The following is an 11,954-nucleotide window of genomic DNA, read 5'->3' as shown; positions in this document are numbered from 1 at the left end:
TTTTCGATGATTAAATTGATGACTCTTGCTATTATGATGAGTTGCTCTCTGTCGAGTTTTGGGCAGCAGACTGCTGTCTGGAATACCGAACATTATCGTGAGCGCATGGCTGAGTTTGCAAAAATGCGTAGCATTGACGCTACTGACATTGTTATGTTAGGCAATAGCTTGACAGAGTTTGGAGGTGACTGGAGCAAGCGACTTGGCTTCAAGCATGTGCGCAATCGTGGTATTGCCGGTGATAATGTTGATGGTGTATTGAACCGTTTAGACGCCATTCTTTCCAAGAAGCCGAAAGCTATCTTGTTGATGATAGGTATAAATGACATCAGCCAAGACCAGACTGCAGAGCAGATATTTGAGAAATATCAGCGACTGATTGATAGAATTTGGGCACAAGCTGCCGACACCAAACTCTATGTGCAAAGCGTCTTGCCTATCAACGAATCGTTCGGACGTTGGAAAACATTAGAAGGAAAAACCGATATTGTGCCTGTTCTGAATGTTAAGCTGCGACATTATTGCGAGCGTAACCATATCGCGTATATCAATCTGTTCAAGGATTTCATTTATCATGGCACCAATGAAATGCGTCGTCCGCTCACGTCTGACGGTCTCCACCTTACCTCCTTGGGCTATAAGTTGTGGGCTTTTAGAATTAAAAAGGTATTGAATAAGAACTAAAGCTCTCTTTATGTAACTTTGATATTAAATGCTGTTATCTTTGTTATCCCTTGTCTATTGAAAATAAAAAAACGTCTGAAAAGCTTTATAAACTACTTCAGACGTTACTTAGTTGCGGAGGCAGGACTCGAACATGCGACCTCCAGGTTATGAGCCTGGCGAGCTACCAACTGCTCCACTCCGCGATATTAACCATTAAAATATCAAGTTATAGGGATGATTTTTTGTTATCCTTTCCTTGATTGCGAGTGCAAAGGTAATACTAAATCTTGTAACTGCCAAATCTTTCCACGATTATTTTTCTTTTTAATTGTTTTTTTATGTTACGTGTTTGGATATCTGAAATTAATATTTTACTTTTGCGCATGTTATCTTAATGTGCAATATAAAAACCTGAAAAGATTTAGCATGTCAATATCCAAGACCAGACAAAAATTAGTAGATGTTGCGCGACAGCTATTTGCCAAGAATGGCATTGCAAACACAACGATGAACGATATTGCAATCGCTTCGGGCAAAGGACGTCGCACATTATACACCTATTTCAACAGGAAAGAAGACGTCTATTCTGCAGTTATCGAGTCAGAGTTAGAGCGTTTGTCGGATCGGTTGGATGAGGTGGCTTGCATGAAGATGCGTCCACAAGACAAAATCATCGAGCTTATTTATACTCATCTCAGCATGATACGCGAGACAGTGGTTAGAAATGGCAATCTAAGAGCCGAGTTCTTCCGCAATATATGGATGGTAGAGAAGGTGAGAAAGAACTTTGATGAAGACGAAATCGAACTGTTCCGCAAGGTGTATGCCGAGGGGAAAGCCGATGGAGAGTTTGATATTGACGATGTAGATCTTGTGGCCGACATCACCCACTATTGCATCAAAGGCCTTGAGGTGCCGTTCATTTATGGCCGACTCGGGCACGGATTGACCGAAGAAACCAGCAAGCCGCTTGTTGCAAAGGTTGTTTATGGTGCTTTGGGAAAGTCAATTGGTAAATAGAAAACATTTAATCATATATACATTCTAAATAGTAAGAAAATGGGATTATTAACAGGTAAGACAGCCCTTGTCACAGGTGCTGCACGCGGTATCGGTAAGGCTATCGCATTGAAGTTTGCTGCTGAAGGGGCAAACATCGCTTTTACAGACCTTTTCATTGATGAGGAGCACGGTGGTTTGGCTACCGAACGAGAGATTGCTGCTCTTGGAGTGAAGGCTAAGGGATATGCCAGCAATGCTGCTGACTTTGCACAATCAGAAGAAGTTGTAAAGCAAGTAAAGGAAGAGTTTGGTTCAGTGGATATCCTTGTCAACAATGCCGGTATCACAAAGGATGGTCTGATACTTCGCATGACCGAGCAGCAGTGGGATGCAGTCATTGCCGTTAACTTGAAGAGTGCATTCAACTTCATCCATGCCTGTGTGCCCGTGATGATGCGTCAGCGCGGTGGTTCTATCATCAATATGGCTTCTGTCGTTGGTGTTCATGGCAATGCTGGTCAGGCCAACTATGCTGCTTCTAAGGCTGGTATGATTGCTCTTGCCAAGAGCATCGGTCAGGAAATGGGTCCAAAGGGTATTCGTGCCAACGCCATTGCCCCTGGTTTCATTGATACAGCCATGACCCAGGCCTTGCCGGAGAATATCCGCAAGGAGTGGATCAGCAAGATACCACTTCGTCGTGGCGGTACGGTTGATGATATTGCCAATACAGCTCTTTACTTGGCTTCCGACCTTTCAAGCTATGTTTCCGGTCAGGTTGTCCAGGTTGATGGTGGTATGAACATGTAATTACAGGTTTTTATAACCCCTCCGAAAGGAGGGGCTTTTTTTTCGTTCTTATGGAAATCGTTTACGAAGATAATCATTTAATCATTGTCTATAAGCATAGTGGTGAGATTGTGCAGGGCGACAAAACCGGCGATGTGCCACTGTCTGAAGATGTCAAATGCTATCTCAAGGAGAAGTATCAGAAGCCGGGAAATGTGTTTCTCGGTGTGGTTCATCGGCTTGACCGACCCGTGACAGGACTTGTTGTGTTTGCCAAAACCTCGAAAGCACTGACAAGATTGAACAAAATGTTTCGTGATGGCGAAGTGCATAAGACCTATTGGGCAATCACAAAGAACCTCCCGCCACAGCCCGAAGGTACATTGACCGACTGGCTTGTAAGAAATGAAAAGCAGAACAAGAGCTATGCTTACGACCACGAAGTGCCCCATTCCAAGAAAGCCATATTGAAGTACCGGCTCATCGGTCAATCTGATCATTACTGTCTGTTGGAAGTAAATCTCATGACCGGACGCCACCACCAGATACGCTGTCAGCTTGCCCATATGGGCTGTCCGATAAAGGGTGACCTGAAATATGGCGCTCAGCGCAGCAATCCCGACGGCAGTATTTGCTTGCTGGCTCATCATGTTGAGTTTGTGCATCCTGTGTCTAAGCAACTCATTTCGCTTGATTCGCCCCTGCCCGAAGACAAGTTGTGGCAGGTGTGGGGATAGAGCGCAGAAGATGAATATATTGGGCTTGTTTCTGCATTCCTTGGTGCACGGCTTGTAATGTCAGTCATCATGCGTTGTAATTTGACTTGAGTTGTGCTGCAATCTGACTTGAATTACACACTAATCTGACTTGAATTGCAACGCAATGTGACGCAGATTACATAGTGATTTGATGCAGATTGCCACTGATTTGTGCAGGGGTTCATGCCTATATCTTGACTTTTTATCTTCTATATTTGCATAATTCGTTTTTTTGTTTTATTTTCGCGTCATGTTCATTCCACAGAAAATGCGCGAGGAACTGCGTATATGACGAAGAAAATCAAGTGGGCCATAGCTGTTGTGGCCTTTCCATTCATACTCTTTGGCCTTTTGGCTTTATTGTTTTACTTCCCTCCATTTCAGAATTGGGCAGTAAGACAAGTGGCGGCTTATGCCTCAGACAAGATGGGAATGGAGATTTCTGTGGCACATGTGAAGCTTGAATTTCCTTTGGATTTAGGCATTGAAGGCGTGAAAGCCATACAGCCCAACGACTCTCTTCCGCAGGTGAAAGACACGATTGCTGATGTCCGTAAGATTGTTGCCGATGTGCGTTTGTGGCCTCTTCTGCATAAGCAGGTGGAGATAGATGAGCTGGCTGTTCACGACATGAAAGTCAATACGGCCAATTTCATACATGAAGCGCGGGTTAAAGGTTGTGTGGGGATGCTCGAACTGAAAGCGCATGGTATTGACTTAGGAGCTGAAACTTTAAAAGTAGATGCTGCCAATTTGAAGGATGCCATGGTTGATGTTGCCCTCAGTGACACCGTGCCCAAGGATACTGCAAAGACTGAAAACTTCTGGAAAATTCATGTGGATAAACTGCATGTGAGCCATACGGATGTGACGGTTCACATGCCTGGTGACACGCTGAAGGTACAGGCCTACTTAGGCGAAACCATAGCAGAACGTGGCTTTTTCGACTTGTTCAAAGGACTTTATCAAGTAGAGAAGTTCGATTGGACAGGTGGTCGTCTCTGCTATGACAACAATTTTAAGGCGCGCGTAAAGGGGCTTGACTATAACCATATTGCGCTGACTGATATGGCGATCGGTATAGACTCGTTGCGCTATTTGGCTCCGGAGCTTTCGCTCAATCTGCGAAAGTGTGCTTTCAAGGAGCAGAGCGGACTCGCTGTAAGCGCTTTGCAAGGCCCGCTTTCTTTGGATTCTGTGCGGCTCAAACTGCCCAATCTCTATTTCCAAACACCTCATTCTGAGTTGCATGCACAGGTAAATCTTGACCTCAATGCCTTTGATGAGCCTCCCGGAAAGTTTCACATTCGCATGAATGGAGCTTTTGGAAAGGCCGATTTAATGCCGTTCATGACCGATTTGCCAAGTAACTTGCGCAGGCAATGGCCCAATCGAAGGTTGGCAGTCAGCGGCGTGTTGCACGGTAATCTGCAGCAGCTTCGCTTCACGGATTTGTCCATTTCGTTGCCCACTGTTTTGCAGTTACGGGGGAATGGAACGCTTTCTCATCTTACAGACCCCAAGCGTTTGCGAGGTGAGATGACTCTCCATGCACGCACAGGGCGGTTGAATATGGTCACTACCATGCTCGACAGAAGCTTGCAACAGACACTTCATATTCCAGATAATATCAGTATTGATGGTCGTGTGAAGTTCTCTTCGCAGCGCTATGAAGGGCATTTGGTGGCTCGGCAAGGGCAGGGGAGTGTCAAGGCAGAAGGTAGTTTTGATGCTGATCGCATGGCTTATCAGGCGAAACTCCAGGCCAACCGTTTCTCCTTTCAGCATTTCCTGCCTCGCATGGGCTTGCATCCTTTCACGGGAAGCATTGATGTTCGTGGGGCAGGAACAGATTTTAAGTCACCCCGCACTCATCTTGTAGCCAAGGCCCACATACAGAAATTCCGATATGCTCAGTATCCACTTGACCATATTACGGCCGAAGCTACGGTGTCGCGTGGAGTGGCTAATGCCGTTATCCATAGCGGGAACCCTTTGCTGAAAGGTGATATTCAGTTGGGTGCTTTGTTGAATCGTCGTAACTTGAAAGGTACTGTGGTCTGCAATCTGACCCATGCTGACCTTCATAAACTGCACTTTGCAGATACAACTTTAGCGACTTCACTTTGCGCATACCTTGATGTTGAGTCTGATTTCAAGAAGTTTCATAAAGTGCAGGGGCATATTGGTGACATTGCTATCCGTGATGCGAGCAGGTTGTATCATCCCGGTGATATGACGTTTGACGTTCTTACACGCACAGATTCCACACATGCGGTGGTCAACTGTGGTGATTTCCAGCTCAAACTTGACGGACATGGTGGCTATGAGCGCCTGCTTGCAGAGAGTCAAGGCTTTGTAAAGGAATTGCAGAGTCAGCTGAAGAACCGCACAATCAATCAGGTGATGCTGCGCAAGCGCTTGCCCAATGCCCGCCTTTTCCTGCGTAGCGGCAAAGATAACTTCTTTGTTCATGCGCTCAATTACTATGGCTATCAGTTGGCTCGGGCCAACATCAACATGCTGTCTTCACGCATGACAGGACTGAATGGCGATATCCAGATTGATTCACTCGTTGTAGACAGTGTGCTGTTGGATACCGTCAGGTTCCATATTCGCTCTGATCATGACGAGTTTGTCTATCAGACTCAGGTTGTCAATAACAAGAAAAATCCGCAGTATGTGTTCCATGCTGTTGCTGACGGGCGGTTGAATGAGCATGGTTCCTATTTGCGGGCAAAGCTCTATGATGCTGACAATAAACTTGGAGTAGACCTTGCCTTGCTTGCAGCAATGGAGCATCGGGGCATTCGTTTCAGTGTGGCCGACTCGCATCCTGTTTTGGGTTACAAGTCGTTTGCCGTCAATGACAGCAACTATGTGTTCTTGGGTGACGACCGAAGAGTGTCTGCCAATCTTGAATTGAAGTCTGCTGATGGCATGGGATTGAAGGTTTATACCAACGATGAAAACCTTGCAGCCTTGCAGGATGTAACAGTTTCGCTCCATCAGTTCCAGCTTCATGACATTCTCTCTGTGGTTCCTTATATGCCTGATGTATCGGGAATATTGGATGGCGACTACCATTTGATACAGACAAAAGACAATCTTTCGGTATCTTCTGATATGACCATGAGTAACCTCGTCTATGAGAAATGCCCGATGGGAAATATCGGAACAGAATTTGTCTATATGCCGAAGCGTGACGGGTCACACGTTGTTGATGGCATATTGACGCAGAACGGACGTGAGATAGCCCTTGTCAATGGTAGCTATCGGCCGGGAGGTCATGGTTATCTTGATGCAGAGTTGAAACTTGAACGGTTGCCGTTGGATATTGTCAATGGTTTTATTCCACGACAGATTGTCGGCTTCAAGGGAACCGCAGATGGCAGTTTGTCGGTGAAAGGCGCTCTGAACAAACCTAATGTCAATGGTGAGGTTTATCTCGATTCGGCCTATTTAGTCAGTGTGCCCTATGGGGTTGAGATGCGTTTCGACAATGACCCCGTGACAATAACAGACAGTAAGTTGCTTTTCGAGAACTTCCAGATGTATGCTCACAACAACAGTCCACTGATTATGTCGGGCTCATTTGACTTCTCAAACCTTGACAGAATGCGCATGAATGTGCGTATGCAGGCTCGTAACTTCATGATTATTGATGCCAAGGAGAGTGCGCGTTCCGAAGCTTTCGGTCAGGCTTATGTTAACTTCTTTGGGCTGATGAACGGGCCTGTTGACAATCTTTCGATGCGTGGAAAGCTTGATGTTTTGGGCTCTACCGATATGACCTATATTCTTCGCGACTCACCTCTTACGACAGATAATCAGTTGGATGAACTCGTGAAATTCACGGATTTCAAGGATGAAAAGACGCAGGTGGTTGTACGTCCACCTTTGAGCGGTTTCAATATGGATCTCGCTTTGAGCATCAGCAACAGTGCCCATATCCTTTGTGCATTGAATAGTGATAAATCCAACTATGTCGATCTCATGGGTGGAGGCGATTTGCGTATGCAATATAACACGGTGGATAATCTGCGTTTGACAGGTCGTTATACGCTCAACAACGGCGAAATGAAATATTCATTGCCGGTAATTCCACTGAAGACGTTTACCATTCAAGATGGTAGTTACATAGAGTTCAACGGCGATCCGATGAACCCAAGGCTCAGTATTACTGCTACCGAGAAGAACAAAGCCACTGTTTCTGCCAATGGTGGAACAGGCCGAAGCGTAGAGTTTGATTGCGGTGTGAAAATCAGTAAGACACTCAACGATATGGGACTTGAGTTTATCATCGATGCTCCTGAAGATGTAGAAGTTCAGAACCAGCTTAGTACGATGGGCAAGGAAGCACGTGGAAAGGTCGCCGTTACAATGTTGACAACGGGCATGTATCTTGCCGATGGCAACACAAGTGCCTTTTCTATGAACTCGGCTCTAAGTGCTTTCCTGCAGAGTCAGATTAATGGAATAGCGGGAAATGCCCTCCGTACGCTCGACTTAAGCTTTGGAGTAGACAACACAACGGATGGAAACGGCAACCAACGCACAGACTATTCGTTTAAGTTTGCTAAGCGTTTCTGGAACAATCGCTTGCGGGTAATCATTGGTGGCAAGCTTTCTACCGGCCAAGATGTAGCTACTCAGAATGAATCTTTCTTCAGTAACATCTCCTTTGAGTATCGTCTGAACGAGGCTTCTACGAAATATCTGCGCCTTTTCTATGACCGCGACAGCTATGACTGGCTTGAAGGTGACATGGGACAATATGGTGCTGGTTTTATCTGGCGGCGTAAGTTGCAGCATTTCCGCGACCTATTCAAGTTTAAGGAAGCCAAGAATGAAATGCCTGCAATGCCTCAGAAAGAGTCAGCAACCCCTACAAACAAGAATGGAAGTGATGAAAAGAAATAGCCGATTTTATATATTCTTTGTCGTGGTTGCAATGTTGCTTGCAGCCTGTTCTACCACGAAGAAGGTGCCCGATGGTGATCAGTTATATGTCGGTCTGACGAAGATTAACTATCAGAATTATGACCGTAATGACCATTTCTATACCACTCGTGATGAAATGGAGGCAGCCTTGGCCTGCGCACCTAACGGGGCCTTGTTTGGCAGTTCTTACTATCGTACACCGTTTCCTTATGGTCTTTGGGTGTGGAATGCCTTTTCAGAATCTACAGGGCCGATAGGAAAATGGATTGCTAAATCATTTGGAAAAGCTCCTGTTTTGATGAGTTGGGTAAATCCGGAGTTACGTGCATCAGTGGCCCAATCGGTATTGAAAACGCATGGATATTTCCGTGGTAACGTTAGTTTTGAAGTCATTACGCAACGCAATCCCAAGAAAGCAAAGATTGGATACACCGTTGATATGGGACCACTGTTCACCCTCGACAGCATCTCTTATGTGAATTTTTCCCCTGCAGCTGATAGCTTGTTGCAGGCCCATATGAACGAAGCCAAAGTCAAACGTGGTGATGCTTTCGATGTCTCTATGCTGGATGCGGAGCGCAAACGCGTGGGTAATCTCTTTCGTAACAATGGCTATTATTATTATCAACCGGACTATGCTTCTTATCTTGCCGATACACTTCTCGTGCCCGAAAAGGTGCAACTGAAATTTCAGTTGGCTGACTCTGTTCCCTCACGTGCCCTCCGTAAGTGGTATATTGGTAATATAGACATGCAGTTGCGCAAGCAGTTCTTCGACTCATTGGAGAACTCTATCCAACTGCATCGGCTCACGGTACATTTCAATGGCAGGCGTTCTCCGGTACGACCAGGTGTAATCCTGCGTGATTTGAAACTCAGACCTAATGAGCTTTTCAGTTATGACAAGTATATTGAGTCGGCAAATAAGATTTCAGGAAACGGTCTTTTCAGCATGGTTGACTTTCAGTTTACGCCGCGTGACTCGTCTGAAACCTGTGATACGCTTGATCTTAAACTGAACTGTCTGTTTGATAAACCCTACGATTTTTACGTTGAAACCAACTACACTGGGCGCACCAGCGGACGCATGGGGCCTGGACTTGTCGTGGGTTTCACCAAGCGTAATGCCTTCAAAGGTGGCGAGAAACTCGATATCAACCTGAAAGGTTCCTATGAATGGCAGACCGGACACACGGCAAGTGGTAAGGCCGATAACATTCATTCTTACGAATACGGAGGGGATGCCTCTTTGGAGTTTCCTGTCTTGTTGATGCCTTTCTTGAAGCATCGGCATTTCCATTCCACACCGACAACATTGCTCAAAGCCTCTACAAGCGTTATCAATCGCGCCGGATACTTTAAACGTCACATCGTTTCGGGAGAGCTTTCTTATACATTCCAGACATCAGAAACGTCCATGCATCAGTTTGCTCCACTCACGTTGGAGTATGAATACATGTCGTCACATTCAGCAAAATTCGATGCGCTTTTAGCCAGCACACCTTATCTGCAGGTGTCAATGAGAGACCAGTTCATTCCTAAGATGCGCTACAGCTATATCTATACAAGTCCTAAAAACTATCGTAATCCCATTTGGTGGCAGACCACTGTGAGCGAGGCTGCTAATATCCTGTCGATCGGTTACGTCGTTGCTGGTCAGAAATGGAGCGAGAACGACAAGAAAATGTTCAAGAACCCATATGCTCAGTATTTCAAGATTGAGACTGAATTTCGCAAGACCTGGGAGGTGGGACGTAAGTCGCAGCTTGTTGGTCACATTGGGATTGGTGCTATTTGGGCTTATGGAAACTCTACGGTTGCACCCTGGAGTGAGCAGTTCTACGTGGGAGGTGCCAACAGTATTCGTGCTTTTACAATACGCAGTGTGGGGCCTGGCGCCTATTATCCAACCGCTGCAACAACATCATATCTCGACCAAACGGGTGATATGAAGTTCCTTGCCAACCTCGAATATAGGCCTCGGTTGTTTGGTAATCTCTATGGTGCAGTTTTCCTTGATGCCGGAAATGTGTGGACACTTCACAATCGGTCAGACCACCCAAACGGTCAGTTGAAATTGAAGAATATGCTGCAGCAGATGGCTGTCGGCACAGGAGTAGGTCTGCGCTACGACCTTGATTTCTTTGTCATCCGTGTGGATTGGGGAGTTGGTTTGCATCTTCCTTACAAATCTGGTTTCTACAATCTGCCCAATTTCGGAGATAGTCATAGTCTGCATTTTGCCATTGGAATGCCCTTCTGATTGGTGCGTTGACAGAATAAAATTACCATTTTGTTGGCTTGTTTCACGATTAATTCGTACTTTTGTAAACGTCTGCAAAAGTATGGTCTGCATGACCACGCTCATCATGAGCAGACAGATTGCTATCTTAAAACATCAAATAACTCATTAAAATCATAACAAAATGAAACCTACATTGTTACTTTTGGCTGCCGGAATGGGTAGTCGTTACGGTGGACTTAAACAGCTTGATGGCTTAGGCCCTAACGGAGAAACCATCATGGATTATTCTATCTATGATGCTATTCAGGCCGGTTTCGGCAAGATAGTCTTTGTTATCCGCAAGGATTTCGAAGCTGAATTCCGTGAGAAAATCCTGTCAAAATATGAGGGACATATCCCTGCAGAACTTGTATTCCAGAGTATAGATAACCTTCCGGAGGGCTTCAAAGTTCCCGAGGGTCGTGAGAAACCATGGGGCACAAACCATGCAGTGCTGATGGCAAAAGAGGTTATCAAGGAGCCTTTCTGCGTCATCAACTGTGATGATTTCTATAATCGTGACTGCTTCATGGCTATCGGGAAGTTCCTCAGCGAATTGCCGGAAGACAGCAAAAATCGTTATGCTATGGTGGGCTTTCGCATAGGAAACACACTGAGTGAAAATGGCACTGTGGCTCGTGGTATCTGCTCAAAGGATGCTGAAGACAACCTGACAACCGTTGTTGAACGCACAGAAATTGAGCGTCGTGACGGTAAGGTTCAGTATAAAGATGAGCAGGGCGAATGGGTGAGTGTATCCGATAATACACCTGTTTCCATGAATGTATGGGGCTTCACGCCAGATTACTTTGAATACAGCGAGGAATACTTTAAGGAGTTTCTTGCCAACCCAAAGAACATGACCAATCTCAAAGCAGAGTTCTTTATTCCACTGATGGTCAACAAACTCATCGGTGAAGGCACAGCAACAGTGAAGGTTCTCGACACTACCAGCAAGTGGTTTGGCGTGACTTATGCTGCCGATCGTCAGGGTGTAGTAGACAGAATTCAGCGCCTGGTTGATGAAGGTGTTTATCCGAATAAGCTGTTTTAAGGCAAACAGTCTCTTTTCCTGAGTTTCCTTTTTGCTTTCCTGATTTTGTAAGACTCCAGAACAGCGACTTTCAGTTCAAAGGAAAGGAAGCCACGAATTAAAGAGAATAGGAATATTTTTATACGAAGTAAGCGCGCACTCTTGTACTGAAAAGTGCGCGTTTTCTTTGTTTCATATTGCTGTTTTAGATCATTCCCTTCCTTTTTTCGTTTCCTCCTCCTCTTTATTTTCGTAGTAATATGTTTTCTCATTTATAAAATCGAACTTTATCATTTCGAGTGAACAAAGTAGGTATATTATCAAAGTGCCTTTTAAAAGAAGTTCTTTAGACCCAGGACTCTTTAAAATTTGTAAAATAGAAGAAAAGTTGAATACTTACCTTCTTTTATGTATGAATATATTAAGAATTAAGTTGTTGCTAGATTAAAGAACATTTTTCTAATAGTTAGAAAAATAT

The 11,954-nt window shown here is 45.1% G+C and carries 7 protein-coding genes and 1 tRNA gene; 7 read left to right on the top strand and 1 reads right to left on the bottom strand.

All coding sequences use genetic code 11. From position 1 onward, the window contains the following. The first annotated feature begins 6 nt into the window (after positions 1 to 6). A complete protein-coding gene (locus EL210_RS10175) occupies positions 7 to 684 on the top strand; it encodes a GDSL-type esterase/lipase family protein (RefSeq protein ID WP_018921101.1) in 678 nt (225 codons plus the stop codon). A gap of 112 nt (positions 685 to 796) precedes the next feature. Here the strand turns inward: EL210_RS10175 and EL210_RS10170 are convergent. Next, positions 797 to 869, bottom strand: a tRNA-Met gene (locus EL210_RS10170). Between the two features lie 223 nt (positions 870 to 1,092). On the opposite strand from EL210_RS10170, the gene EL210_RS10165 reads away from it, so the two are divergent. From EL210_RS10165 to EL210_RS10140, 6 genes are all read left to right on the top strand, one after another. Beyond that, positions 1,093 to 1,686 (top strand): TetR/AcrR family transcriptional regulator, encoded by a 594-nt coding sequence (locus tag EL210_RS10165; RefSeq protein ID WP_004375706.1) that lies wholly within the window; start codon positions 1,093 to 1,095, stop codon positions 1,684 to 1,686. Positions 1,687 to 1,725: 39 nt separating this feature from the next. Then, on the top strand, positions 1,726 to 2,478 hold the full coding sequence (gene fabG, locus EL210_RS10160; protein WP_004375707.1) for a 3-oxoacyl-[acyl-carrier-protein] reductase: 753 nt from the start codon (positions 1,726 to 1,728) through the stop codon (positions 2,476 to 2,478). A gap of 50 nt (positions 2,479 to 2,528) precedes the next feature. Further along, on the top strand, positions 2,529 to 3,194 hold the full coding sequence (locus EL210_RS10155) for an RluA family pseudouridine synthase (protein ID WP_018921099.1): 666 nt from the start codon (positions 2,529 to 2,531) through the stop codon (positions 3,192 to 3,194). Positions 3,195 to 3,503: 309 nt separating this feature from the next. Then, positions 3,504 to 8,138 (top strand): translocation/assembly module TamB domain-containing protein, encoded by a 4,635-nt coding sequence (locus tag EL210_RS10150; RefSeq protein ID WP_018921098.1) that lies wholly within the window; start codon positions 3,504 to 3,506, stop codon positions 8,136 to 8,138. Beyond that, on the top strand, positions 8,125 to 10,422 hold the full coding sequence (gene tamL, locus EL210_RS10145; RefSeq protein WP_458693808.1) for a translocation and assembly module lipoprotein TamL: 2,298 nt from the start codon (positions 8,125 to 8,127) through the stop codon (positions 10,420 to 10,422). Before EL210_RS10150 ends, tamL begins: the two co-directional genes overlap by 14 nt. Positions 10,423 to 10,585: 163 nt before the next feature. Beyond that, on the top strand, positions 10,586 to 11,497 hold the full coding sequence (locus EL210_RS10140; protein ID WP_004375713.1) for a sugar phosphate nucleotidyltransferase: 912 nt from the start codon (positions 10,586 to 10,588) through the stop codon (positions 11,495 to 11,497). Positions 11,498 to 11,954: the final 457 nt, after the last annotated feature.

Origin of the sequence: Segatella oris (assembly GCF_900637655.1) — a bacterium.
Classification (GTDB): Bacteria; Bacteroidota; Bacteroidia; order Bacteroidales; family Bacteroidaceae; genus Prevotella; species Prevotella oris.
Note: the sequence above shows the minus strand (reverse complement) of the source record. Positions and strands in the feature narration are given on the sequence as shown.

What these genes read in the sequence shown, in the direction of transcription:
- EL210_RS10175 (WP_018921101.1), top strand. Translation starts at nt 7, where the DNA reads ATGATTAAATTGATGACTCTTGCTATTATGATGAGTTGCTCTCTGTCG.
- EL210_RS10165 (WP_004375706.1), top strand. Translation starts at nt 1,093, where the DNA reads ATGTCAATATCCAAGACCAGACAAAAATTAGTAGATGTTGCGCGACAG.
- fabG (WP_004375707.1), top strand. Translation starts at nt 1,726, where the DNA reads ATGGGATTATTAACAGGTAAGACAGCCCTTGTCACAGGTGCTGCACGC.
- EL210_RS10155 (WP_018921099.1), top strand. Translation starts at nt 2,529, where the DNA reads ATGGAAATCGTTTACGAAGATAATCATTTAATCATTGTCTATAAGCAT.
- EL210_RS10150 (WP_018921098.1), top strand. Translation starts at nt 3,504, where the DNA reads ATGACGAAGAAAATCAAGTGGGCCATAGCTGTTGTGGCCTTTCCATTC.
- tamL (WP_458693808.1), top strand. Translation starts at nt 8,125, where the DNA reads ATGAAAAGAAATAGCCGATTTTATATATTCTTTGTCGTGGTTGCAATG.
- EL210_RS10140 (WP_004375713.1), top strand. Translation starts at nt 10,586, where the DNA reads ATGAAACCTACATTGTTACTTTTGGCTGCCGGAATGGGTAGTCGTTAC.